Origin of the sequence: Rhodococcus sp. ACS1 (assembly GCF_002300155.1) — a bacterium.
In the GTDB taxonomy this organism is placed as follows: domain Bacteria; phylum Actinomycetota; class Actinomycetes; order Mycobacteriales; family Mycobacteriaceae; genus Rhodococcus_F; species Rhodococcus_F koreensis.
On record NZ_NSDZ01000001.1, the window covers coordinates 752,780 to 777,418 of the forward strand.

Annotated in this window: 26 protein-coding genes; 9 read left to right on the forward strand and 17 right to left on the reverse strand. The window is 67.9% G+C overall.

The features are described from left to right. Positions 1 to 30: 30 nt before the first annotated feature. The 4 genes from CJ179_RS03550 to CJ179_RS03565 all read right to left on the reverse strand — a co-directional run bounded on the left by CJ179_RS03550 (position 31) and on the right by CJ179_RS03565 (position 2,474). Positions 31 to 489, reverse strand: coding sequence for a flavodoxin family protein (locus CJ179_RS03550; protein WP_072937964.1), 459 nt, complete (start codon positions 487 to 489; stop codon positions 31 to 33). Positions 490 to 518: 29 nt separating this feature from the next. Continuing rightward, a complete protein-coding gene (locus CJ179_RS03555; protein ID WP_072937963.1) occupies positions 519 to 998 on the reverse strand; it encodes a hypothetical protein in 480 nt (159 codons plus the stop codon). Then, positions 995 to 1,753 (reverse strand): 4-hydroxy-tetrahydrodipicolinate reductase, encoded by a 759-nt coding sequence (gene dapB, locus CJ179_RS03560; protein ID WP_095860700.1) that lies wholly within the window; start codon positions 1,751 to 1,753, stop codon positions 995 to 997. Before dapB ends, CJ179_RS03555 begins: the two co-directional genes overlap by 4 nt. 103 nt (positions 1,754 to 1,856) lie before the next feature. Then, positions 1,857 to 2,474 (reverse strand): TIGR03086 family metal-binding protein, encoded by a 618-nt coding sequence (locus CJ179_RS03565; protein WP_095860701.1) that lies wholly within the window; start codon positions 2,472 to 2,474, stop codon positions 1,857 to 1,859. A 90-nt stretch (positions 2,475 to 2,564) separates the two neighbouring features. On the opposite strand from CJ179_RS03565, the gene CJ179_RS03570 reads away from it, so the two are divergent. Beyond that, positions 2,565 to 3,050, forward strand: coding sequence for a MarR family winged helix-turn-helix transcriptional regulator (locus tag CJ179_RS03570; RefSeq protein ID WP_095860702.1), 486 nt, complete (start codon positions 2,565 to 2,567; stop codon positions 3,048 to 3,050). 15 nt (positions 3,051 to 3,065) lie between these two features. Here CJ179_RS03570 and CJ179_RS03575 read toward each other — a convergent pair whose 3' ends face one another. The 7 genes from CJ179_RS03575 to CJ179_RS03605 all read right to left on the reverse strand — a co-directional run bounded on the left by CJ179_RS03575 (position 3,066) and on the right by CJ179_RS03605 (position 13,190). After that, positions 3,066 to 4,172 (reverse strand): alcohol dehydrogenase catalytic domain-containing protein, encoded by a 1,107-nt coding sequence (locus tag CJ179_RS03575; RefSeq protein ID WP_095860703.1) that lies wholly within the window; start codon positions 4,170 to 4,172, stop codon positions 3,066 to 3,068. Between the two features lie 36 nt (positions 4,173 to 4,208). Beyond that, complete coding sequence (locus CJ179_RS03580) at positions 4,209 to 5,555, reverse strand: pitrilysin family protein (protein WP_072937953.1); 1,347 nt, start codon at positions 5,553 to 5,555, stop codon at positions 4,209 to 4,211. 73 nt (positions 5,556 to 5,628) lie between these two features. After that, the gene (gene narI, locus CJ179_RS03585) at positions 5,629 to 6,360 is read right to left on the reverse strand and encodes a respiratory nitrate reductase subunit gamma (RefSeq protein WP_072937951.1); all 732 of its coding nucleotides are present in this window, start codon (positions 6,358 to 6,360) and stop codon (positions 5,629 to 5,631) included. A gap of 1 nt (position 6,361) precedes the next feature. Next, entirely contained in the window at positions 6,362 to 7,015 is a 654-nt protein-coding gene (gene narJ, locus CJ179_RS03590) for a nitrate reductase molybdenum cofactor assembly chaperone (protein ID WP_072937950.1), read from the reverse strand. Continuing rightward, positions 7,012 to 8,670 carry a nitrate reductase subunit beta gene (gene narH, locus CJ179_RS03595; RefSeq protein ID WP_095860704.1) on the reverse strand — a complete coding sequence of 553 codons (1,659 nt, stop codon included), beginning with the start codon at positions 8,668 to 8,670 and terminating at the stop codon, positions 7,012 to 7,014. Before narH ends, narJ begins: the two co-directional genes overlap by 4 nt. After that, positions 8,670 to 12,356 (reverse strand): nitrate reductase subunit alpha, encoded by a 3,687-nt coding sequence (locus tag CJ179_RS03600; protein ID WP_095860705.1) that lies wholly within the window; start codon positions 12,354 to 12,356, stop codon positions 8,670 to 8,672. Before CJ179_RS03600 ends, narH begins: the two co-directional genes overlap by 1 nt. 162 nt (positions 12,357 to 12,518) lie before the next feature. Further along, positions 12,519 to 13,190: a HemK2/MTQ2 family protein methyltransferase gene (locus CJ179_RS03605; protein ID WP_072937947.1), complete on the reverse strand. Its 672-nt coding sequence runs from the start codon at positions 13,188 to 13,190 to the stop codon at positions 12,519 to 12,521. 142 nt (positions 13,191 to 13,332) lie between these two features. On the opposite strand from CJ179_RS03605, the gene CJ179_RS03610 reads away from it, so the two are divergent. Then, a complete protein-coding gene (locus CJ179_RS03610; RefSeq protein WP_095860706.1) occupies positions 13,333 to 13,728 on the forward strand; it encodes an SRPBCC family protein in 396 nt (131 codons plus the stop codon). Here CJ179_RS03610 and CJ179_RS03615 read toward each other — a convergent pair. The 5 genes from CJ179_RS03615 to CJ179_RS03635 are packed head-to-tail and all read right to left on the reverse strand — an operon-like array spanning position 13,725 to position 16,737. Next, positions 13,725 to 14,279 (reverse strand): DinB family protein, encoded by a 555-nt coding sequence (locus CJ179_RS03615; protein ID WP_072937945.1) that lies wholly within the window; start codon positions 14,277 to 14,279, stop codon positions 13,725 to 13,727. The genes CJ179_RS03610 and CJ179_RS03615 overlap by 4 nt on opposite strands. 53 nt (positions 14,280 to 14,332) lie before the next feature. Further along, positions 14,333 to 14,479, reverse strand: a complete 147-nt coding sequence (locus CJ179_RS51260) for a hypothetical protein (protein WP_167372116.1) — start codon at positions 14,477 to 14,479, stop codon at positions 14,333 to 14,335. A 24-nt stretch (positions 14,480 to 14,503) separates the two neighbouring features. After that, positions 14,504 to 14,800 carry an MTH1187 family thiamine-binding protein gene (locus CJ179_RS03625; RefSeq protein ID WP_072937944.1) on the reverse strand — a complete coding sequence of 99 codons (297 nt, stop codon included), beginning with the start codon at positions 14,798 to 14,800 and terminating at the stop codon, positions 14,504 to 14,506. A 57-nt stretch (positions 14,801 to 14,857) separates the two neighbouring features. After that, positions 14,858 to 16,048: a hemerythrin domain-containing protein gene (locus tag CJ179_RS03630; RefSeq protein WP_095860707.1), complete on the reverse strand. Its 1,191-nt coding sequence runs from the start codon at positions 16,046 to 16,048 to the stop codon at positions 14,858 to 14,860. 29 nt (positions 16,049 to 16,077) lie between these two features. Beyond that, positions 16,078 to 16,737 carry a TetR/AcrR family transcriptional regulator gene (locus CJ179_RS03635; protein WP_095860708.1) on the reverse strand — a complete coding sequence of 220 codons (660 nt, stop codon included), beginning with the start codon at positions 16,735 to 16,737 and terminating at the stop codon, positions 16,078 to 16,080. 109 nt (positions 16,738 to 16,846) lie between these two features. On the opposite strand from CJ179_RS03635, the gene CJ179_RS03640 reads away from it, so the two are divergent. The 6 genes from CJ179_RS03640 to CJ179_RS03665 all read left to right on the forward strand — a co-directional run bounded on the left by CJ179_RS03640 (position 16,847) and on the right by CJ179_RS03665 (position 21,157). After that, positions 16,847 to 17,662 (forward strand): NAD(P)/FAD-dependent oxidoreductase, encoded by an 816-nt coding sequence (locus CJ179_RS03640; RefSeq protein ID WP_095860709.1) that lies wholly within the window; start codon positions 16,847 to 16,849, stop codon positions 17,660 to 17,662. Further along, complete coding sequence (locus CJ179_RS03645) at positions 17,659 to 17,856, forward strand: FAD-dependent monooxygenase (protein ID WP_095860710.1); 198 nt, start codon at positions 17,659 to 17,661, stop codon at positions 17,854 to 17,856. The genes CJ179_RS03640 and CJ179_RS03645 overlap by 4 nt, the downstream gene beginning before the upstream one ends. Positions 17,857 to 17,953: 97 nt before the next feature. Then, positions 17,954 to 18,202, forward strand: coding sequence for a hypothetical protein (locus tag CJ179_RS52105; RefSeq protein ID WP_208613702.1), 249 nt, complete (start codon positions 17,954 to 17,956; stop codon positions 18,200 to 18,202). After that, positions 18,166 to 18,360, forward strand: coding sequence for a hypothetical protein (locus CJ179_RS52110; RefSeq protein ID WP_208613703.1), 195 nt, complete (start codon positions 18,166 to 18,168; stop codon positions 18,358 to 18,360). Before CJ179_RS52105 ends, CJ179_RS52110 begins: the two co-directional genes overlap by 37 nt. A 478-nt stretch (positions 18,361 to 18,838) precedes the next feature. Beyond that, positions 18,839 to 20,251 (forward strand): wax ester/triacylglycerol synthase family O-acyltransferase, encoded by a 1,413-nt coding sequence (locus CJ179_RS03655; RefSeq protein WP_072937939.1) that lies wholly within the window; start codon positions 18,839 to 18,841, stop codon positions 20,249 to 20,251. A gap of 537 nt (positions 20,252 to 20,788) precedes the next feature. Then, complete coding sequence (locus CJ179_RS03665) at positions 20,789 to 21,157, forward strand: Lsr2 family protein (protein ID WP_072937937.1); 369 nt, start codon at positions 20,789 to 20,791, stop codon at positions 21,155 to 21,157. Positions 21,158 to 21,935: 778 nt separating this feature from the next. On the opposite strand, the gene CJ179_RS51265 is transcribed toward CJ179_RS03665, so the two are convergent. Then, positions 21,936 to 22,121, reverse strand: a complete 186-nt coding sequence (locus CJ179_RS51265) for a hypothetical protein (RefSeq protein ID WP_179377519.1) — start codon at positions 22,119 to 22,121, stop codon at positions 21,936 to 21,938. 346 nt (positions 22,122 to 22,467) lie between these two features. Here CJ179_RS51265 and CJ179_RS03675 point away from each other — a divergent pair, with 346 nt between their 5' ends. Next, positions 22,468 to 24,636, forward strand: a complete 2,169-nt coding sequence (locus CJ179_RS03675; RefSeq protein WP_373560131.1) for an RNA degradosome polyphosphate kinase — start codon at positions 22,468 to 22,470, stop codon at positions 24,634 to 24,636. Positions 24,637 to 24,639: the final 3 nt, after the last annotated feature.

A 24,639-nucleotide genomic window follows, 5' to 3' on the forward strand; every position in this document is an offset into this window, starting at 1 on the left:
CGGCCACCGACACGGTCGACGGCGACGTCGTCAGGCGTCCTCCGCCAGCGTGACCGCCACCGTCGCGCCGAGTTCGTACAACCGCTCCCGCGCACTCGCGTCGACAGATCCGGTCAGTTCCAGGATCTCGGCGACCTGGGTGAGCGCCAGCCCGGTCACGATCTTCTGCACCGACTTCACGGCCCCGGCGGTGTCGTTGTTGCCGTGCACCCAGAGTCCGTAGGGGCGCCCGGCGACCGCGTCGAGGCACGGGTAGTAGACGGTGTCGAAGAAGTGCTTCAGCGCACCGGACATGTAGCCGAAGTTGGCGGAGGTCCCGAACAGGAACCCGTCGGCCGCGAGGACGTCGGGGACGGTCGCGCCGAGTGCGGGGATCGACTTCACCTCGACGCCGTCGATGTCGGGGTCCCGCGCGCCTTTCAGTACGGCTTCGAGGCACTCACGGGTCACCGGCGACGGCGTGTGGTGGACGACGAGTAGTGACTTCACAGTCGTCAGCGTACGACCGGGTCCGTCTACTACCGGCCGGGCTCGCCTTCCCGTTCGACACGTTCGAGTTCCACAGCCCGTTTCATCGTCTCCCTGGCCCGGCCGCGGTCGCCGGCGTAGTCGTAGGCGCGCGCGAGCCGGTAGGAGTTCCGCCAGTTGTCCGGGTCTGCTTCCCATTCGGACTTGACCTGCTGGAACAGTGCGTCGGCGGCGTCCCGGTCGATGCGGCCCGAGGGGCGCTTCGGCAGATCGCTGACATCCAGTTCGAGTCTCTCGTCGGCGATGCGGCGGGACAGATGCTGGTGCTGGAATCCGGCACGCAGCGTGGCGTAGACGATCCAGGCGCCCAGGAACGGCAGGATCAGGACGCCGATCCCCAGGCCGATCGCGGCTGCTCCGCCGTCCTGGATCAGCTCGATCCCACGCCGGCCGAGAAGGACGAAGTAGAACGCCAGCGCTGCGACCAGCAGTCCGATCGTGACGACGGTCTTGGTCGAGCCGTCCTTCACAGGTCGAGAAGGGGGTCGATACCGACGGTGAGACCGGGGCGGTTGCCGATCTCTCGCACACCGAGCAGGACGCCGGGGGCGAAGGAGTTGCGGTCGATCGAATCGTGGCGGATGGTCAGCGTCTCGCCCTGCGTGCCGAGGATGATCTCCTGATGGGCGACCAGACCTGCGAGCCGCACGGAATGGACCCGCACGCCGTCCACGTCGGCGCCGCGCGCACCGTCCAGTTCGGTGGTCGTCGCGTCGGGGCTCGGTCCCACGCCGGCCTTGCGGCGTGCCTCGGAGATGAGGGCGGCGGTCCGGTAGGCGGTGCCGGACGGCGCATCCGCCTTGTTGGAATGGTGCAACTCGATGACCTCGACGGAATCGAAGAATCGTGCTGCCGCTTCGGCGAAGCGCATGGAGAGGACGGCGCCGATTGCGAAGTTGGGGGCAATCAGGACCCCGACGTCGGGGCGCTCGATCAGCCACGACCGCACCGTGTCGAGTCTCGTGTCGTCGAACCCGGTGGTGCCCACCACGGCATGAATGCCGTTGGAGACGAGGAACTTCAGGTTGTCCATCACCACGTCGGGGTGGGTGAAGTCGACGACGACCTGCGTGCCGGCCTCGCCGAACGACTCGAGCCGGTCGCCGTGATCGACCTCCGCGACGAGTTCGAGGTCCGGTGCCTGCTCCACCGCCTCGCAGATCGCCCGTCCGACCTTGCCCTTGGCCCCGAGAACCCCGACCCTGATGGGTGCTGCTGCGCTCACTTCTCCACGCTCCGTCCAGTCACAACGATTCGCCCGAAAGCCTACGCAATCGCCGGGTGCCGACCGCTGCGCAGGGGCGGGGTGGGAGACCTGCGTCTCGTCCTCACACGCGGCGGGGCTCGTATTCCGGGTGCCAGTGCGGTGATCGGCCGAGCAGCGACAGCACCGCGCCGAAATCCGCAGAGTCGGCGCCGGCGGTCAATCCCGGGGCGAACGCGGCGCCCTCGCGCAGCCGGTCCGCACCGTCCGGCACGCGACGGGCGATGGGGAGAACCGCGGCTACCATGCCGGTTTCGGGTGCGAAGTCGAGTTCGAGTGCTCGCGCAACGTCCCACGAATGGACGGCGTAGTCGAGGAAGTGGAACCCGACGGCGGTGGCGGCGGGGAACGGGAACTCGGTGCTGATCTCCGGTAGCCAGAACTGCCGCTCCCCGACACCGTCGCGGGCGAAGGCCTCGACGACGGTGTCCGCCGCTGCGCGATAGTCGGCAACCGGGTTCGACGACGCCTGCGGCCGCCAGCGCGACAGGTCGGGCCCGTCGCCCGCGGCCGCCGCGGCGAACCCCAGGTGCTGCACGGTCATGTGGGCCAGCAGTTCGCCGAGGGTCCACTGCGCGCACGGTGTCGCGCGCTGCAGGTCGCGACTCGTCACGTGCGACACGATCTCCACACTCGTCTCCACGGCGCGGGCATCCCAGCGCCGGATCTCGTCGACATCCATCGTCGGTACCTCGCCCTTCGAATCGGATTAGTAAGCTATCGCTTATCATCTACTCGAGTAGATGATCGGTCAAGGTGTATTTTCTGCGGTATGCCGAGCCTCGACCCGAAGAACGGACAGCACGAGCGCACCCGCCCCGACCTCGCCGCGATGACGACCACCCTGAACCGCTCACTGGTGGCGGCGGAACTTCCCGTGCTCGCCGAGCACGGGCTGACCATGTGGGGCTACATCGTACTCCTCGCACTCGACGAGCACCCGCTGCGCACTCAGGCCGCGCTCGCGGAGGCGATCGGCGCCGACAAGACCCGGATCATCGGCGTGCTCGACGAACTGCAGGACCGCGGCCTGATCGACCGGCAGCGGGATCCCGCGGACCGCCGGGCCCGGCTGCTGTCGCTGACCCCGGACGGGCATCGGGTGCGCGATTCGGCACAGGCGGCGATCCGGCGGGGCGAGGAGCGGCTCCTCGCCCGGTTGCCGGAACGAGACCGGGCCGGTTTTCTGGCCGGCCTGATCGCCTTGTCGGCACTGTCCGCCGAAGACGTCACGGGGCACCCGGGCGACTCCGACTGACGCAATCCGCGCGAATCAGTCGAACACGATGATCTGCCGGATCGCCCTGCCGTCGGCGAGTTCGTCCATGCCGCGGTTGATGTCGTCGAGCGTGATGCGGGAGGAGATGAGCTTCTCGACGGGAAGCTTCCCGGAGCGCCAGAGGTCCTCGTAGATCGGGATGTCCCGGGACGGCACCGCCGAGCCGAGGTAGCTGCCGATGATCGTGCGGGCCTCGGCCACCAGGGTGAGCGGGGAGATCGACGACCGCGCGTCCGGGGACGGCAGTCCGACGGTGATCGCCTTGCCCCCGGGAGAGGTTGCGCGAACAGCCGATTCGAACGCGCGGGCGTTCCCGGCGGCCTCGATGACGATGGGCGCCCGGACGCCGGCTTCTTCGAGTTCCGCCGGGGTGTAGACCGCGGTCGCTCCGAGTTCGCGGGCGGTCTGCAGTTTCGCGGGCACGGCGTCGACGCCGATGACCTCGCCGGCACCCCGGGACACGGCCGTCAGGATCGCGGCCATTCCCACCCCGCCGAGCCCGACGACCATCACGGCCTGGCCGGGTTGCGGGTCGCCCGCGTTGAGGACGGCGCCGCCGCCGGTGAGGACGGCGCATCCGAGCACGGCCGCCACGTCGGCGGGGACGTCGTCGCCGACGGGAACGACCGAGCGCCGGTTGACGACCGCGTGCGTCGCGAATCCGGACACCCCGAGGTGGTGGTGCACGGTGGCGCCGCCGCGGTGCAGTCGCGCTCCCCCGTCGAGTAGGGTTCCGTCATTGTTGGCGCTGGTGCCGGGCCCGCACGGCATGCGACCGCCGGTGGCGCAGCCGGCACACTCTCCGCAGCGCGGGAGGAACGTCATGACCACGCGCTGTCCGACCGTGACGTCGTCGACGCCGGCGCCGAGTTGCATGATCCGCCCCGCTGCCTCGTGCCCGAGCAGCATCGGGACCGGGCGCACCCGGTTGCCGTCGACGACGGACAGGTCGGAGTGGCACAGACCCGCCGCCTCGATCCGGACCAGGATCTCGCCCGCACCGGGTTCGTCGAGGTCGAGTTCGGAGATCGAGATCGGCGCCGACTCGGCGAACGGGCGCGTTCTCCCGATCTCCTCGAGTACCGCTCCACGGATCTTCATCTCAGGCTGCTCCTGTCGGTCTTCGGCGAATCCTCGTTACCGGACGATGCCGCGCACCGAGGCCGGCAGGTCGCGCTTGCGACGATACGGTCCGACGACGGCGGCGGCGAACGGGCGCTGCAGCAGGACCCTCGCGACGTCGCGGACCTCGTCGGTGGTGACCGCGTCGATCTTGCTCAGGGTTTCGGTGATGCTGCGGTGATTGCCGTAGTTGAGCTCACTGCGACCGATGCGGTGCATCCGGGAGCCCGAATCCTCCAGTCCCAGAACCAGTCCGCCCCGCAGCGAACCCTTGGCGCGGGCGCACTCGGCGTCGGTGATGCCCTCGGCCGCCACGTTCGACAGCACCTCACGGATCACCGTGGTGACCTCGCCGAGGTTCTCGGGCTGGCACCCGGCGTAGATCGAGAACGCGCCCGTGTCGGAGAACGTGTCGATGCCCGAGTACACGGAATATGCCAGGCCGCGGATCTCCCGCACTTCCTGGAAGAGCCGGGAACTGAGCCCGCCGCCGACGGCGGCGTTGAGGACCGACAGCGCCCAGCGGTGGGCCTCGTGCCGCCCGAACGCGCGCACCCCGAGCGAGAGGTGGACCTGTTCGCTGTCCCGGTTGGTCAGGCTGAGCGCCGGCTCCGTGCGCAGGCGCAGGGTGCCTGCGCGTCGGGGAGCTGGTTCGGACGCCGATTCGAGGTGCCCGGCGAACGCGCGCCGCACCAGCTCGACCGTGTGTTCGTGCTCCACGTTGCCGGCGACGGCGACCACCATGCGCGGCGGCGTGTAGCGCCGCACGTGGAACGAGTGGAGTTGGGTGCGGGTCATCGATTCGATGGATTCGACACTGCCGATCACCGGCCTGCCGACGGGATGGTCGCCGTACAGAGCGGTCAGGAACGCGTCGCCGAGGAGGTCCTCCGGGTCGTCGTCGCGCATCGAGATCTCTTCGAGGACCACCTGGCGTTCGACGTCGACGTCGGAGGACCGGCAGCGGCCGCGCAGGACGACGTCACTGACGAGGTCGATGGCGAGCGGCAGGTCGTCGTCGAGCACGTGCGCGTAGAAGCAGGTGTGCTCCTTGGACGTGAAGGCGTTGAGCTCGCCGCCGACGCCGTCCATCACCTGCGCGATGTCGAGAGCGCTGCGCGACGGCGTGGCCTTGAACAGCAGGTGCTCGAGGAAGTGCGCGGCACCGGCGACGGTGGGTTGCTCGTCACGTGATCCGACACCCACCCAGACGCCCACGGACGCGGATCGGACACCGGGAACGTATTCGGTGACCACCCGGAGCCCGCCGGGGAGCACGGTGCGCCGGACGCCGGCATCCGGCTCGTGCAGGGTCGGCGCTTGGGTGAGTGCGGCAGTGCGGCTGCGATCGATCTTGGCCATGTAGTGGTTCAGCGGTCCTCGAAAGCTGGGCGTCGTCGAACGGCAAACTTTACACGCGGCCCCCGACAGCGGGTCACCAGCCTCGACGACGGGGTTGCGAGCCGATGAGCTCGCCGTTCCGGGCGACGTCGCGGCTCCGGTACACGATGTAGGGGCGGAACAGATAGCCCACGGGAGCGCTGAAGGCGTGCACGAGCCGGGTGAACGGCCAGAGGGCGAACAACACCAGAGCAATCGCGACGTGGATGTGGAAGGCCGGCGCCGCCTGCGCCATCAGATCGCCGCGGGGCTGCAGAATCCAGATCGACCGGAACCACGGCGACACCGTCTCGCGGTAGTTGCTCTCCTCGCCGACGACGCCGGATCCGAGCAGGGTGGTCGCCAGCCCGGCGACGATCGCGGCGAGCAGCACCGCGTACATCAGCTTGTCGTTCCAGGTGGTCGCCGTGAACACTGGACCCCGGGTACGGCGGCGATACACCAGAACGAGCGCACCGGCCAGGGTCGCGACACCCGCGATCGCACCGAGCACGAGGGCCTGGACGTGATAGGCGTGCTCGCTCATCCCGATCGCATCGGTCCACGACTGCGGGACGACCAGGCCGATCACGTGTCCGGCGATCACGACGAGGATGCCGAAGTGGAACAGCGGGCTGCCGATCCGCAGCAATCGGCTCTCGTAGAGCTGCGACGAGCGGGTGGTCCAGCCGAATTTGTCATAGCGGTACCGCCACCACGTGCCGACCACGAAGATCGCCAGCGTGACGTACGGCACGATGTCCCAGAAGAGTTCACCGGCGGACATGTCAGGTCGCTCCTTCTCGGCGCGGTGGAACGGTCAGGGTGAAGGGCTCGAGCCCGACGGCCTCGGCGGGCGGCCCGGCCGCGGCGAGTTGCCGCGCCCGCACCACGTCCCGGTCGGAGGCGGGCGGCAGGGTTCCGCACACGCCCGCGACGACGGCGGCGTACGGCGAGCCCGTCTCGCCGAGCGCCGCGTGCAGCATGTCGAGTGGAACCCGGTGCGCCGACAGGAGTCCCGCACCCGCGGCGGCGTCGACGAGCGCGGCGAACTCGAGCACCACCGTCAGGTGATCGGCCGATTCGTCCTTCGGCGGTTCGACGCCGGCGCGGCGGTAGGTGTCGGCGAAGGCCAGGATCTCGCGGCCGCGGTTGCGGGTGTCGCCCGCCGTCCAGTACGTCAGATACAGCGTCGTGCGGCGGCGGAGATCGAACGTCTCGACGTACTGCGCCGCCGCCACGTACGGGTCCGTCTCGCACAGGAAGCGATGCGCCTCCGCGAGGAGCCGCCCCGAATCGGGCGGCAGGTGCCCGAGGATGTCGGCGACGACGTGGAGACGCTCGTCTCGGCCGTCGTCCGGATACGCGAGCAGCAGTGCCGCCGCGTGCCACACGAGCCGGTCCCGGACGCGGTCGCGCCGACGCCGCAACAGAGGGGTCACCGCCGATCACTCCGCTCGGGAAACATTCCGGCCGGGGCGCCTTTGCCGTCCCAGTTCAGCAGGTTCACCCGGGACGGATGGCTCGCGTTGGCGGACATCTCGTCGGTGGTCTGCCGCTCGCGCAGCGCGTGGAACGTCTCGACCGCCACGGGTACCGGGCCGCCGCTGGCTTCGCCGAAGGGACCGGACCCGTGCATGCCGGGGCCGCCCTCGAAGTCGAGTGCACATTCCGTCGCCGTCTCCTCGAGGCGGTGTCCGTCGGCGGCGTAGGCCGTGGGGATCACGTACCGCTCTTCGTATTTCGCGAGTGCCAGCAACCGGTACATCTGGTAGATCTCTTCCTCCGTCATCCCCACCGCCTCCGGGATATGGGCCTGCGGTTCGCGACCGAGGTTGATGTCACGCATGTACGACCGCATGGCCGCGAGACGCCGCAGGACGCCGCCCACCACTTCGGTGTCGCCGGCGGTGAACAGCCCCGCGAGGTACTCGACCGGGATCCGCAACGATTCGAGCGCACCGAACAGGTTGCCGACGTCCTCCCCGTCGTGACCGTCGCGGCTGACGGCATCGACGACGGGCGAGAGGGGCGGCACGTACCAGACCATCGGCATCGTCCGGAATTCCGGATGCAGCGGCAGCGCAACCCGGCAGTCCTTGATCAGGGCGTGCACGGGCGAGTTCTGGGCCGCCTCGATCCACTCGTCCGAGATCCCTTCCGCCCGGGCGCCCTCCACGACCGCGGGGTCGCGAGGGTCGAGCAGGAGATCGAGTTGCGCCTCGTACAGGTCCGTGTCGTTCTCCACCGAGGCCGCGGCGAGGACCTTGTCGACGTCGTAGAACAGCAGGCCGATGTAGCGCAGCCGGCCGACGCACGTCTCCGCGCACACCGTCGGCAGTCCCACCTCGACGCGCGGATAGCAGAACGTGCACTTCTCGGCCTTGCCGGTCTTGTGGTTGAAATACACCTTCTTGTACGGGCATCCGGACACGCACATCCGCCATCCGCGGCACTTGTCCTGGTCGACGAGCACGATGCCGTCCTCGGACCGCTTGTACATCGCCCCCGACGGGCAGGAGGCGACGCACGACGGGTTGAGGCAGTGCTCGCAGATCCGCGGCAGGTAGAACATGAACGTCTCTTCGAGTTCGAGCTTGACCTTGTCGCTCACCTTCTTCAGGACCGGATCGTCCGGGAGGATCTCGGGTGAACCCGCGAGGTCGTCGTCCCAGTTCGCCGACCACTCCACCTTCATCGGCCGACCGCTGATCAGGCTGCGCGGCGCCGCGACGGGCATGTGCTCGCCGAGCGGGGCCTGGGTGAGGTTCTCGTAGTCGTAGGTCCAGGGTTCGTAGTAGTCGTCGATGGACGGCATCTTCGGGTTCGAGAAGATCCGCGAGATCTTCTTCCACCGGCCGCCGTCCCGCAGGCGCAGCCGCCCATTGCCGTCCCGTACCCATCCGCCGCGCCACTTCTCCTGGTCCTCGTACGTGCGCGGATAGCCTTGACCGGGGCGGGTTTCCACGTTGTTGAACCACACGTACTCGGTGCCCGAGCGATTGGTCCACGCCTGCTTGCACGTCACCGAACAGGTGTGGCAGCCGATGCACTTGTCGAGATTCATCACCATCGCGAGCTGAGCCATGACACGCATCAGTACGTCACCTCCTGCGAGCGACGACGCACCACCGTCACCTCGTCGCGTTGGTTTCCGGTGGGCCCGAGGTAATTGAATGCGAACGACGTCTGGGCGTAGCCACCGGCCAGGTGGGATGGTTTGATCAGCAGCCTGGTCAGCGAGTTGTGGATGCCCCCACGCTTTCCGGTGGTCTCGGTGAGCGGCACGTCGATGGTGCGTTCCTGCGCGTGGTACACGTAGACGACACCGTCCGGCATCCGATGCGAGACGATCGCCCGGCACACCACCACGCCGTTGCGGTTGACCGCCTCCACCCAGTCGTTGTCGCGCACCTCGATCTTCGCGGCGTCGTTCGGGCTCATCCACATGGTGGGCCCACCCCGGGACAGCGACAGCATGAACAGGTTGTCCTGGTACTCGGAGTGGATCGACCACTTCGAGTGCGGGGTCAGATAGCGCACGCTCAGCCCGATCCCGCCCTGCCGATCGCCGACGGCGGGTTCGCCGAACAACCGGGCCATGTCGAGCGGCGGGCGGTAGATGGGCAATTGCTCCCCCAGTTCCTCGATCCAGTCGTGGTCGAGGAAGAAGTGCATGCGCCCGGTCAGCGTGTGAAATGGCTTCAGTTCCTCGATATTCACTGTGAACGGTGCGTACCGGCGGCCGCCGGTCTCGCTGCCCGACCATTCGGGGCTGGTGATCACCGGAACAGGCCGGGCCTGGGTGTCGGCGAACGTGATCCGGCGCTCCTCGCTCCCCTCGGCGAGGTGCGCGAGCGGCGTGCCCGTCCGCTTCTCCAGTTCGCGGAATCCCTGGACGGCGAGTCTGCCGTTCGACGTCCCCGACAACGCGAGGATGGTCTCGGCCATCTTCTCTGCGGTGTCGAGCGCCGGACGACCCGCGGCGACGCCGGAGTCGAGGACGCCGTGCTCGGCGGCGAGTTCTCGTACCTCCCGGTCCGGATGCGTGGTGACGCCTTTGGTGGTGAGCCCCGCCGACTCGACGAGCGGCCCCAGCGCCGCCCACTTCTCGGCGACGGCGGGATAGTCCCGTTCGACCACCACCAGCGGCCCCATCGTCTTGCCCGGGACGGGCGTCTGACCGTGTGCGCGCCAATCCTGTTCGGTGCCGCCCCGGTATGCCATCGCTCCCGGGGTGTCGTGCTGCAACGTGCCCATCACGACGTCGCGGCGCACACCGAGGTGCCGCCGCGCCAGCACGCTGAACGCCTGCGCCACCGCACCGAAAGCGTCGAAATCGGAACGGGTTTCCCACGGCGGGTCGATCGCCGCGGTGAAGGCATGCAGGTACGGGTGCATGTCGGTGCTGGACAGGTCGGACTTCTCGTACCAGGTCGCGGCGGGGAGGACGACGTCCGACAGCAACGTGGTGGACGTCATCCGGAAGTCGATCGACATCAGCAGGTCGAGTTTGCCCTCCGGGATGTCGTCGCGCCAGGTGACGTCGTTCGGACGAAGGTTCTCGGGGGTGGGCTCCGCCTGCAGATTCGACGTCGTGCCCAGGAGATGCCGGAGAAAGTACTCGTTGCCCTTGCTCGACGAACCGAGCAGGTTCGCGCGCCACACACTCAGCACGCGCGGCCAGTTCCGCGGATCGTCCGGGTCGGTGAGCGCGAATTTCAGCTCCCCCGAAGCCAATCGGCTCGTGACGTGCTCCACGACGTCACGCCCCTCGGCCTCGGCCTCGTCCGCCAGGTCGAGGCTGGAGCGGTCGAACTGCGGGTAGAACGGCGTCCACCCCATCGAGACGGCCGACGTCATCACGTCCATCGTGTGCCTGCCCCGGAAGTTTCCCCGGCCGGTGGGGCTCGCGAGGGCGTCGGCGCGGTACCCGTCGTACCGCCACTGGTCGGTGTGGACGTACCAATACGACGTGCCCGCCATCTGGCGCGGCGGGCGACTCCAGTCGGTGCCCATCGCGACCGTCGCCCATCCCGTGACGGGACGACACTTCTCCTGCCCGACGTAGTGGGCCCACCCGCCGCCGTTGCGGCCCATCGACCCGGTGAGCAACAGCAGGCTCAGCACCGCCCGGTACGTCGCGTCGCCGTGGAACCACTGGCAGATCCCGGCGCCCATGATGATCATCGAACGCCCGCCCGAGTCGACGGCGTTGGTCGCGAACTCGCGGGCGATCCGGATCACCTGCGCCGCCGCGACCCCGGTGATCGGTTCCTGCCACGCCGGTGTGTACGGGACGGCCGCGTCGTCGAAGCCGCCGGGCCACTCGCCGGGAAGCCCGGGCCGAGCAACGCCGTACTGGGCGAGCAGGAGGTCGTAGACAGTGCACACCCGGAGGTCGCCGACCCGGCGGACCGGCACACCGCGCACCAGCGTCTCGCCGTGGCCGTCTCGGGTGTCGAACCGCGGCAGGTGCACGGCGGCGGTCTCGCCCTCGCCGTCGGGCGCGGCGACCGTCAGCGCGGGAACGACATCACCGAGGTCCAGATTCCATTTCCCCACGCCCTCGTCGCCGTAGCGGAATCCGAGGGAGCCGTGCGGCACCACCACCTCGCCCGTCGCGCCGTCCACCAGGACGGGTTTGAACGCGGCATTCTCGCTCGTGTCCCCGAGATCCGCGGCGGTGAGATTCTTTCCCGGAACGAGGCGGCCGTCGCGTTCCTCGAGCGCGATCAGGAACGGCAGGTCCGTGTACTGCCGCACGTAGTCGACGAAGAACGGTTCGCGCCGCGTCACGAAGAACTCCGACAGGATCACGTGTCCCATCGCCATCGCCATCGCGCCGTCCGTGCCCGCCGCGCACGGCATCCACTCGTCGGCGAATTTCGTGTTGTCGGCGTAATCGGGGCTGATCGACACGACTTTCGTGCCGCGATACCGCACCTCGGCCATCCAGTGGGCGTCCGGCGTCCGGGTGACCGGGACGTTGGACCCCCACATCATCAGATACGCCGCGTCCCACCAGTCTCCGGACTCGGGAACGTCGGTCTGATCCCCGAACACCTGCGGCGACGCGACCGGAAGATCGGCGTACCAATCGTAGAACGAGGTCATGACGCCACCGAGGAGTTCGACGAACCGCGATCCCGCGGCGAACGACACCATCGACATCGCGGGAATCGGCGAGAACCCGGCGATCCGGTCGGGGCCGTATTCCCTGATCGTGTGCACGTGCGCGGCGGCGATCATCTCGGTGGCCTCGGCCCAGGTGACCCGAACGAGTCCGCCCTTGCCCCTGGCCTGCTGATACTTCCGGCGACGCGCGGGGTCGGCCTGGATGTCGGCCCACGCGTCCACCGGATCACCGAGACGCTCACGCGCCTCCCGGTACATTTCGACGAGAACACCGCGCGCGTAGGGATACCGCACGCGTGTCGGCGAGTACGTGTACCAGGAGAACGCCGCACCGCGCGGGCAGCCGCGGGGTTCGTACTCGGGGCGGTCCGGACCCACCGACGGGTAGTCGGTTTCCTGGGTCTCCCACGTGATGATCCCGTCCTTGACGTAGATCTTCCACGAACACGATCCGGTGCAGTTCACCCCGTGGGTGGACCGCACCACCTTGTCGTGGCTCCAGCGGTCCCGGTAGAAGACGTCGCCCTGCCGCCCGCCTTCCCGGGTGACGGTGCGCAGGTCGTCCGAGAACACACCCGGGGTGAAGAACCGCCCTCCCCTGAGCAGGGCTTCCTCCGCGGGACCACCGGTGTGCGGGATGACCACGTCTGCTCTCCTTCAGGTCGAGTGGGCCGACGCCGGACTCGGGGTCCGCGTCGAATTCGATACCTCACGAAGTCCTGAACGCACCCGTCCATGGAACCGCAGTTGCCGCGGGATCGTGGCGAATCGGACAAACACCGGAATCGGGTCGACGCGCTCGCCGGGTCAGTGCCGCGTATCGCCGGACCGCAGGTCGGTCGCCGCCAGCACCGCGATGCGCTCGGTGCGCTGGCCCGGCCGGATCATGTCCCGCGCCTCCAGCATCCTCGTGCGGGACGCGAGCGCGGGACCGAACGGCACGTCCTCCGACGTCACCACGTCCACCCGCAGTCCCCGTTCCTCGAGCATCGCCCGCGTCTTGTCCACTCCGTTGAGCGTCGACTGGACGAGGAGCAGGGTGCCACCGGGAGCGAGGAGGTCCGGGGTTTCGCTGCAGATCCGGTCCAGCACGGCGCGCCCGTCGACGCCCCCGTCCCAAGCCCGCGCGAGGACCCGGCCCGGCCTGCCGTCGTCGGTCGCCGGCGCGTACGGCGGGTTGGCCACCACCACGTCGAAGCGAAGGGTCCGGACGGCGTCCACCAGATCGCCCCGCACCACACGGATCGTCCGCCGGTTCAGTGTGGCATTGAGCCACGTACTGATCGCGGCGCGGCGGGACACGTCGACCGCGGTCACCCAGCCGGCCCCCGCCGCACACGCCTGGACACTCAACACGCCTGTGCCGCAGCAGAGATCGAGTACACGGGTGCCCGGCCCGAGTTCTCGGGCGGCCAGCACCTCGGCGAGCAGCCACGTGTCGCGCTGGGGGCGATACACCCCGGGTAGACGAACGAGCATGATCGGCTCCCTCCCTCGCCGTTCCCTACAAGCGTGGCCAGTACCGCGAGTTACACGCAACTCGACACGGCCCAATTCACCCGTTGTTCACGTCCACCCCCCTTCGCCGTCGGCCGGGGCCGAAAACGGGTACTCCTCCTCCGTGCCACATTCCTTCTCAGCCGATTCCGACGCCCCGGTGGGGACCGTGTGGGCGCTCGTCGCTCGGCCCTCGCGCTGGCCCGAGTGGGCGCCGCACGTGCGCGGCGCGTGGGGTCTCGGTTCCCCCGAGGTCGACGCCGGCCGGTGCGGCGCGGCCCGATTGCTCTGGATCGTGCCGGTTCCCGTATCCATCTCGGCCACGACACCCGGCCGCTCCTGGACCTGGCGGGTGGGACCGATGACGCTCGATCACCTCGTCGAGCCCCGCGGCACCGGTTCGCGGATCACGATGACGATGTCCGCGCCCGGGCCACTCGATGCGATGCTCGGCATCACCTACGGCCCGGTCGTGCGGACCCTCGTCCGCCGGCTCGCCCGCGTCGCGGGCGAACGCTAGGCCGGTCGTCGCAGGTACAGATCGCGCAGCAGCGCCACTTCGGCACCGTGGTGGATGACCTCGCGATTGATGTGCAACACCAGCGCCGCCATCGGGTAGTCCGCGAACGGTCCTTCGCTGGGCCCACACGGCTCGGCGAGGCCGCTGGTTCCGAGACCCCGCACGCCTTCGCACCAGGCGTCGTACTGCTCGTCGAGTTGGATGAGCGCCCGCGCGGCGGTGCCGGCGTAGTCGAACGTCTCATAGTCCATGGGCGGGCCGCCGAAGTGATTTCCGATCCGCATGCCGAAGACGCCGACGATGATGTGCCCGAGCCGCCAGGCGATGGTCGTGATCGGCGGCGGGTCCGGCGCGGGAAAGGCGAAGTCGATGGTGAACTCGCCGCTGCCGGCCTGAACGGGAGCCTGCGAGCGGCCTCTCGGTCTCACACTCCAGCAGTCCGGGGCAGGCTCCCAGACGTACTCCTCATCGGTCAGCCCCGCCAGCCGTGGGCGCAATTGATGGTCCCAGTGCCAGCTGAGCTGATCGGCAAGTTCGTGCGGCCAGTCCATTCGTGCTCCCCTCTCCCGGTCGCCAACCGGACGTCGGAATATCTCGTGACGTGCTACCGCGCAGCGTCCCGGATCCGGACACCCGGATGGTTGGCCCGCAGATTCATTGCGGCCAGCGTGACCGTCCGTTCGATCCGCCGCTCCCTGGTGTCCGCCTTCTTGGTCCGCACCGAACTCGCCCGGATCGGCACGGAACTCACCCACCAATACTCCGGCGAGAACGGTCACTCGGCCAGGTAACGCTCCACGGTCTCGACCTTCGCCCGAAGCTGACCGCTGCGCGCCGGCCGGATATCCGCCTTCAGCACCAGACTGACCCGCGGAAACTGTTCCAGCAGAACGTCCGTCGCGCGCTTCACGACTGCCATCACCTCGTCCCACTCACCCTCGACGGTGGTGAACATCGACGTGGTCTCGTTGGGCAGCCCGGATTCGCGGACAACACGCACGGCCGCGGCGACCGCGGCACCGACACTGTCGGAGTCCCCGCCCATCGGGCTGACGCTGAATGCCACCAGCATGCGTTCTCCTTGCCGTGGGGATCGATGACCACCATTGAATCACCTCGTCCGCTCCCGCTAGGCCGTTCGGGGCAGCGACCGGGTAGCCGTGTCGGCGTGCGCCTGCCGCCGCAACGCCTCCAGGTTCTGCCGCATCTGCGGCCGCATGTCGCGGTGCTGCGGCTGGAGGTGTGAGTAGAGCGAGAGCAGCGGGCGGTACGGCAGTACGTCGATCCGATAGGAGTGCGTCACCCGGGTCCCGTCGCCGTCCGCCCTGAACGTGTACGACCAGGTGGTCGAGTCGTGGTACAGCGGGTTGCGCCGATCCGACACCGTGTGGAATGCGAATTTCCTGCCCGGATCGGCGGCGGTCACCTCGCAGACGCGGGACCACCGCATGTGATGTGCGCGGTTGTGTCCCCGGAATCGGGCGCCCACGGCCCCCGGCGACCGTCCCGGTAGCCACGCGCAGCTGCGGCACTCGGGGCTGCGTTCGGTGATGCGGGTGACGTCGGCGACCACGTCGTACAGCGGCCGGGCCGGGACGTCGATCCACAATTCTGCCGAGCCCTCGGTAAGGGCCGGCCGGTGGTGCCGCGGACTCACGTCGAGGTCGGCGCCCCACCGGGCGGCGCACGCCCGCCGATACGGTCGTTTGAACGCATGGAGCAGCATGAACCGGGTGGCGGGACCGACCTTGCGAACGGTGACGTCGTAGTCCTCCCGATCGACACCGTCGACAAGCCAGTGAGCTTCGATCCCCAGCTCCCGCTTGGTCTTCGAGGCAATGAACACCTCCTGCTCCACGTCGTCCCACTGACCACGGGTCAGGGTTCGGGCGACGACCGGCATCATCTCGTCCTCCTCCCGCTGCAGATGCGGCAGCAGAACCTGCCCGAGAGCGGCGAGGGAACGCGAAAGTTCCTCTCGGGCAGCCGGATGCGCACGATATTCGGTTGCCGCGGCGGCGACCCGCTCCATCTCGGGGACGATTCGCGCATGATCGGCGTCCATCACGTCGAGCAGCGGCCCGGCGTCCGGGTTCAACTCGCGGACCAGCGGCCACAGCCCACGGTCCTCGCCGCTGTGGTGCAGGTGCAGGAAATGCATCATCCACACGAGATGATCGGCGAGGGCGACCCGTTGGGTCTGCGCGGGCGGAGGTGCCATGTGCAGCGCCTCCGCGGCGCGAGCGATATCGCGGCGCAGCGCGTTGTGGACGATGCGCATGATGCGAGTGTCGGCAGAATGCCGAGTGTCGGTAGTCATGACCTACTCCAGACAAAGGCGCCGGTGTGTCACACCGGGCGGTCGAGGATTTCTTCGATGCGGTCGATCAACCATGACTCGTAACGGACACGGCTCCAACCGCATTCGTCCACGAGCAGGGCGTAGACCTGGTCGTGGGCCTGGACCCACAGTTCGTCGACCTGACCGGGATCGGCGTGACGACCCACGATCAGGTCTGCGACGTCGGCGACCGAGCGCCTGCGCTGCCCTTCCAGGTCGGCGGCCACCGCTGCGAGCGTGGCATCCGTCGTCGCACCCTGGCGGATTGCGACGGCCAGGCGGTAGATGCGCTCGTTGATCGTGGCGATCATGCGCGCACCCGACTCGATGCGGTCACTGGTCGTGCGCCCCGTTCGGATCGCCGTGTAGACGGGCCGGTCGGCCAACGGCACCTCAGCGTCGTCTCCGACGATGGCAACCTCCAGTGCCGACTTCAACAGGTCGGCCTTGGATCCGAATGTCGCGTAGACGGTTTCGACGGAAACCTCCGCGGCCCGCGCGACATCCCGCACTCCTGTCGCGACCCAGCCGCGCTCGGCGAACAACCGGGTGGCGGCCTCGAGCACGACCGCCCGCGTCTTCGCCGCCTGCATGCGGCGTAGCGGAGATCGGTACCGGCGGGTCCCGGATCCGCCCGGCACCGCCGAGTCGTGCTCGACCGTTGCCATACCCAATCTTAGAACGCATGAGTTTTCAATACAACCCTGTTCAAGTCATTTGGGCGACGCGCCCGTCCGTACCCGAACACGGTCGAGGAGCGCCCCTTCCAGGCACACTGTGGCCGGTCCGAGAACCGCGACCGACCGGGTGGTGCCGGCGACCGTGTACGAGCGGCGGGAACCGGACTCCGCGGGCGAGGACGGCGCCTACCTGACGATGTCCGGTCAGGCACTCGCCGACCTCGACACCCTCGGCGTCGGCGTCACACTCCGCGCCACGGGGCTCCCGGTCCACACGATCTCGATGACCACCGACGGCCGGAGTCGACGCGCACCCCTGACACCTGTCGACGGGATCGGCCACCACCACTTCTGGCGTCGCGACCTCATCGGCGCACTGCATCGGCGGTGCCGAAAACTCGGCGCCACCATCGTCCACGGCGCGACCGCCACCGCGGTGGACACCTCCCCCGACGGTGCGCGACTGCACACGGCCGACGGCCGGGTTGTCGACTCGGACGTGCTCGTCGGGTGCGACGGAATGCCCTCGATCGTGCGCGGAGAGATCATCGTCGGCCCGACCGGACCGGTCTACGACGACCAGGTCGTGCTCTACGGCCACCACACCGGCATCCCCGGCCACACCGACCCCGAACCCGGGCTGCTGTCGTTCTTCCGCCACGCAGAACACACCTTCGGCATTCTCGACGGTGGCGGCACGGGGACCTTCTGGTTCGCCCGGCTGACCCGCCCGGCGCTCCCCCCCGGCCGGCGTCGGCCCGCACACCTCGCAGGATTGGACGCGCGAGCTGACCGCCGCATTCCCCGCCCCGGTCCCCGGCGTCCGCCCCATCTCGAGGCGACCCCGACGATCTTCGCCTGCAACGCCGATCGCGTACCCGACCTACCTTCCTGGGTGATCAACGGGCCATGATCATCGGTGACGCCGCCCACGGCATGTCACCGGCAGCGGGCCAGGGCGCCTCCCTCGCCATCGACGACGCCCTCACCACCGCAGCCGTCCTCGACCCGCGCACCCCCGCATCGAAGTACTCCTCCGCGATAAGCCGACGCCGCACCGTCGCCGACGAGGCCCGCAGCGCGCCCGCCCGCCGGCCGCAGAACTGAAGCCGGCATTCCTGCGACGCCTCGGCGTCGCGCCCGACCAGTACAGGCGGCACTTCGCCGCCACCGCACCCTGATCCCACAGTGCAAGGACAAGGCCGTGAGCACCGTCGATTCGGAACGCCCCACCCGGCGCGCCGCCCTGACCCACCGCACGTTCGTGGTCCACTACCTGCAGATGCTGCTCGCGATGCTGGCGGGGATGGCAGTATTCGCGCCCCTGTCGGCGCTCGTCGGCGACGATGCACGAATCGAAGTGCACGCGTTGCTGATGGCTACCTCGATGACCGCGGGAATGGCCGCATGGATGGCATGGCGGCGCCATTCGTGGCCGCGATCGCCGAAATAGGGCTGGCGATGTACCTCACGTTCGTCGTGCTGTTCCCACTGCTGTGGCTCGATCTGCTCTCGGGCGACGGTCTGATGCTCGCCGGCCACGTGCTGATGCTCCCCGCAATGGCAGTGGCCATGCTGCATCGCAGGGAGGAATACGTCGGGGCGTGTTGACTCTCCCGCCGACTTCGCTACATCGCCTCGGTCTACGGATCCGGAGAGTCGCACCTGACACCGAACAATCTCACTGCCGGCCTTCCTCGATCGAATAACCTACTTTCCAACGGTTTTCACTGTTGCCGACCCGGCGGAATGATATCGGCGCGGGTGTCTGCAGCGATCCAAATATCGTCGAGGATCTCGTCAGAGCGGTCGGATAAATGTGCGCCTCGAGACCACTACCACCAGGCGCCGAGTCCGCCCGCCCCGTCTGGCCGACCTGATCGCTTGCCCGACTTGTCCTATCCGGGACTTTCGGCCTCGCGCGGATGTCCGCGCGTCCTGTACAACTGAATGGGAGATGCCAGATTGTGACATGAACCACACCTGACCGTTATCTTACGACTCGATTACCTAGAGCTGAATACAAGGTTCCCGGGAACCCCGCAGTGGCAGTGCGGGTGTGCGAGCGGGGCCGGAAGGGACACCCGACATGCTGCTGCCGATGTCGCCGACCGATTCACTGTTCCTCCTCGGCGAGTCGCGGGAACATCCGATGCACGTCGGCGGCCTGGCAGTATTCACTCCACCGGACGGCACCGACGCAGCCGACATCGGAGCGATGTTCGAGACGGCTGCAACCTCCGACGAGGTGGCACCGCTCTTCCGCAAGCAGGCCCGACGATCGGTAACCACCCTGGGACAGTGGGGTTGGGACACCGCGACCGACGTCGACGTCGATTACCACGTGCACCGCAACGCCCTCCCCCAACCGGGTGGCATGCCCGAACTGATGACCCTGGTGGCCCGACTGCACGGGACCTCACTCGACCGCACCCGCCCACTGTGGGAGATGCACCTGATCGAAGGCCTCGCCGACGGCCGCTACGCGGTATACACCAAGATCCACCACGCCCTCGCCGACGGCGCATCCGCGATGAACCTGTTGCGCCGCAGCATGAGCGAGGACCCCACCCGCACTGGCATGCCCGCCCCCTGGCAACCCGCCGCACCCGCGACCGCGACCGACGCAGCCCCGCCAGAACCTGGATCATCGACGCCGCCGAACCTGCGTGACCTTCCGGGCCAGGTCCTGCGCGGCGCCCGCAACGCGTCGAGCGAGGTCGCCGGCCTGGCACCGGTGCTGGCCGGCACCGTGGAACGCGCCCTACGCGCCAAAGGCGGCCCCCTGTCGACGCAGGCACCGCACACCATGTTCAACGTCGCGATCGGGGGCGCCCGCCACTTCGCCGCCCGCACCTGGCCACTCGAACGGATACGGCTGCTCGCCAAGCACGCCGACGCCACCGTCAACGACATCATCCTCGCGATGTCCGCAGGGGCACTGCGCGGCTACCTGCACGATCTCGGTGCGCTGCCCGCCGAACCGCTGATCGCCATGGTCCCGGTGTCCCTGCGCCCCAACACCGATACGGAATCCGCAAACGGGAACCGGATCGGGGTCCTGATGTGCAACCTCGCCACCCACCTACCGGACCCCGCCCACCGCCTCGACACCGTGCGCACCTGCATGCGCGAAGGCAAACACGCCCTCCGCGCGATGAGCCCCGCCCAAGTGCTGGCGATGAGCGCCGTCGGCGCCGCCCCCCTCGGTATCGAAATGCTCCTCGGCCGCCGAGGACCACAGCGGCCGCCGTTCAACCTGGTGATCTCCAACGTCGCCGGACCCGACACCCCGCTGTACTGGAACGGCGCCCACCTCGACTCCCTCTACCCCCTGTCGATCCCGGTCACCGGACAAGCCCTGAACATCACCTGCACCAGCAGCGACGACCAACTCGTGTTCGGGTTGACCGGCTGCAGGCGCACCGTCCCGAACCTGCACCCGATGCTCGACCACCTCGACACCGAACTCGGAGCCCTCGAACGCGTCGTCGGCCTATGACTCCACCGGCGCCACCGACACAACACCGGCGTCCGCCCAGTAGAAGGAATTCCATCAACATCCACAAGGCACTGCTCATACTGCTACTCGGCGGGACCGCCGCCGTCCACGCGATCCTCCGCCGCCCCACCCCGCGCCGCCGCGGACACGGCGTCCCCTTCCACGCCAACGGCTGACACCCACCACCTCCATCATCTCCCCCAAACCTCGACAGTCACGAACGGCCGGCCGACAGCCTTCGTTCACGCTGCGAGGCCATTTCGGGGGAAGGACAGCTCGTCCCGGGTGGTCGGCGGCCGGGAAACAATCGAACGCTGGTGACCGTTCCCATTCGACAGGACCCTTTCGCTGCCCGCAGCCGACCTGCGGGCATCGAGTATCGCCGTCCCTCGACCGCGAACACTTCGGCTATGGATTCGACTGCTGACCTGTCTCGGGCATGAGGTCTTTTTCTGCCAAGAATGTCCTTGTGTCGACCGAGGCGCGCATTGTGCACTGGACGTAGAGTGGGTTTGCAAAAGCGACTGAGGAGTTGGAATGGCGCGCCAAATAGTTGTCGAACACGTTGACGATATCGACGGAACTTCCATAGCGGAGGGAAAGGGAGAGACAATCGCCTTCTCCGTGAATGGAATCGACTACCAGATCGACTTGTCGGCGAAGAATGCGAAGGAGTTCCACAACAAACTCGACCACTACATCGATCACGCCACAAAGGTGGGTGGTCGCACGAGTCGATCCGCGGGCACACTGACGTCGGGTGGTGGCGTCACGCAGAAACCTGTGCGGCGGGACCGTGACCAGGTGAGGGCAGTGCGGGAATGGGCACAGAAACAGGGCTATGACATCGGGGGCCGAGGGCGCATTCCCATCGAGATCACAGAAGCGTACGACGCTGCTCATTGACGACCGCCACGAGAGCGCCGTTGCTGGAATGGGAGGGCTGAGGAGCGAGCGGAATTCGCACATGGAGCGTCGGCGGGAGCCGCGCACTAATTTGCCGAACACATTCACCCCCTCGTCAGAATCTCACCCATTCTGGAGAACACAGAAAAAGCCATCATTGTGCTAATCGGCGGTGTTGCTCCAGCGCGCACACGATCACGCCAACCCCGACATGAGACGCCCAATCGGATGCGGCTGAATATCAGAAGTCACGGCGCCACCCGGTCGACGGCGTCGATAGAAGACGGCGATCGACCGGGGCAGCCGGGGGTTTCGCGTTGTCCACTATTCGGCAGGGCAACCCGTTGCGAAGTCATACGTCAGCCATGAACGCCGTCTGCGTCCGTGGGATACCCGAAGGCGACGGCGCTGACCGAATAGTCCTCTGTCGCGCATCATTCGGGTCGACGAGAACGAGCACGAGCAACCAGCACCACGCCCGAGACGAGAAACCCGGCGGTGGTCACCGCGACCACAACCTTCGCCGGCGCGGTCATCACACCGGTCCCGAGCACGAACGCGACACCTGACACCCCACCCATCGCCAGGCAAACCCCTCCCGCCAACGCCGTCACAACCCGGACCACCGGCACCGTCCCCAGCACTCTTCGCGGACCCATCACGTCACGCCGCCCAACCGCACCATGCCGATGCCGCGGCGTCGATTCGGTGGTCGGAACGTTGCCGCCGACCGCGGAGGTGCGGGGCCGCTGGGATCCTCCGCGCATCGGCGGGCCCGTCACGGTGTGCGGGGATCGTCTTCGGCGGCGAGACATGGAAGTTGCCGTTCGGCGGTGAGGACCTCGACGACCACTGCGACGTCGGTCGAGGGCAGATATTTGGTCAACCGCCTCGGCCCCGACTCAGACCTCGCCGACATCGGGATGCGATCGGGGCGTGGGTTGCGGGATTCCTGATTCGTCATGAGTGCGGTGCCTCGTCCAGTTGATGTACTTGACGGTACGGGGAGCGAATTACCATCATTGCGGCCTGGAGCAACCAGTGCGTTTCGCGACGGTGAGGTCGACATGACTTCTGCCCCAGCTCGCCGCCACACTCCCCGATATTGACCTGCTCAAGCTCTTCTTCGAACGGCTTGGACGAACAGTGCGGGCCCGATTGCCGTATACCGCGGCGATCGTGCGCTCGAGGCAGCGGCATGGCAGACATTGCGGCACCGGCGTGGACGCCGCCGTCGACTGTCCAGAGCCGAATTCTCGAGGGATGATCGTGGGGTGAGCAACGGCGAAGCAGTCCATCCGAACACCGACGTGCACGTGGAGGACGGTTCGCGCGACGGTCGCGTCCTCGCGCCCCCGCCGACCATTCCCGGGGCGCCACCTGCCGCGACCAGCACGGTTCCGAGTGCGCTCGCCGACGGGCTCCCCGAAAATCGTTACCTCAACCGTGAACTCAGTTGGCTCGATTTCAATTCACGAGTACTTGCACTCGCCGAGGACACGTCGCTGCCGCTGCTCGAGCGCGCCAAATTCCTCGCCATCTTCGCCTCCAACCTGGACGAGTTCTTCATGGTCCGGGTCGCGGGACTCAAGCGCCGCGACGAGACCGGCCTGTCCGTGCGGTCAGCCGACGGCCTCTCCCCTCGCGAGCAACTCTCGCTGATCGCCAAACTCACCCAGGAGATCTCGGACAAACACGCACGGGTATTCCTCGACTCGGTGCTCCCGGAGTTAGCCGGAGAAGGCATTTCGATCGTCGGTTGGTCCGATCTTGACAACAACGACCGCGACCGCCTGTCGGTGCACTTCCAGGACCAGATCTTCCCCGTCCTCACCCCGCTCGCCGTCGACCCCGCCCACCCGTTCCCCTACATCAGCGGCCTGAGCCTCAACCTCGCGGTGACAGTGAAAGACGCACTCACCGGTGGCGAACACTTTGCGCGGGTCAAGGTTCCGGACAACGTGGGCAGGTTCGTCCGCGTCCGCCGCGACGAGACACCGTCCTCCATCGACGCGTTCCTGCCCCTGGAAGATCTGATCTCCGCCCACCTCGACATGCTGTTCCCGGGCATGGAGATCGTCGAACACCACGCGTTCCGCATTACCCGCAACGCCGATTTCGAGGTCGAGGAAGACCGCGACGAAGATCTTCTGCAGGCCCTCGAGCGGGAATTGGCCCGCCGCCGCTTCGGATCCCCCGTCCGGCTCGAGGTCGCCGACGACATGACCGAACACATGCTCGACCTCCTGCTGCGCGAACTCGACGTCGACCCCGGCGACGTCATCCAGGTGCCCGGACTGCTGGATCTGTCGTGCCTCTGGCAGGTGTACGCCGTCGACCGGCCCGCACTCAAGGACGCACCGTTCGTGCCGGCAACGCATCCGGCGTTCGGCGAGCGGGAAACACCCAAGAGCGTCTTCTCCACCCTCCGCGACGGCGACGTCCTCGTGCACCACCCGTACGACTCGTTCTCCACCAGCGTGCAACGCTTCATCGAACAGGCCGCGGCCGACCCCCAGGTTCTGGCCATCAAGCAGACGCTCTACCGCACTTCCGGCGACTCCCCCATCGTCGACGCCCTGATCACCGCCGCCGAGGCCGGCAAACAGGTTGTCGCACTGGTCGAGATCAAGGCGCGATTCGACGAGCAGGCGAACATCAAATGGGCCCGCAAACTCGAAAAAGCCGGCGTACACGTGGCGTACGGACTGGTCGGGCTCAAGACCCACTGCAAGACCTGCCTCGTCGTCCGCCGCGAGGGGTCCACCATCCGCCGTTACTGCCACATCGGCACCGGCAACTACCACCCCAAGACCGCCCGGCTGTACGAAGACATCGGTCTGCTCACCGCGGCACCGGAGATCGGCGCCGACCTCACCGACCTGTTCAACTCGCTCACCGGCTACTCACGGAAAACCCAGTATCGCAACCTCCTCGTCGCGCCCTACGGCATACGGCGGGGCATCATCGAACGGATCGACGGCGAAGTGGCGCGCGCACTTCGCGGCGAGGACGCGGGTATTCGCTTGAAGGCCAACGCCTTGGTCGATGAGGACGTGATCGACTCGCTCTATCGCGCATCGCAGGCCGGTGTGCCCGTGCAGATCGTCGTCCGCGGCATTTGCACGCTGAAACCCGGGGTGCCAGGACTGAGCGAGAACATCCACGTCCGGTCGATCCTCGGGCGCTTTCTCGAACATTCGCGAATCCTGCACTTCCGTGGGGCGGGCGAGTTCTGGATCGCCAGCGCAGACATGATGCACCGCAACCTCGACCGTAGGGTGGAGGCCGGGGTTCAGGTGAAAGATCCCCGGCTCACCGCGCAGTTGGGCGACCTCTTCGATTCGGCGCTGGATCCGAAGACCCGGTGCTGGGTGCTGCACCTCGACGGCAGCTGGGTGGCGTCCCCCGCGCACGGCGAGGACGTCCGCGAACATCAGGAGGCCCTCATGCGAACTCGAGCCGGCAGCGGGTCCTGACCA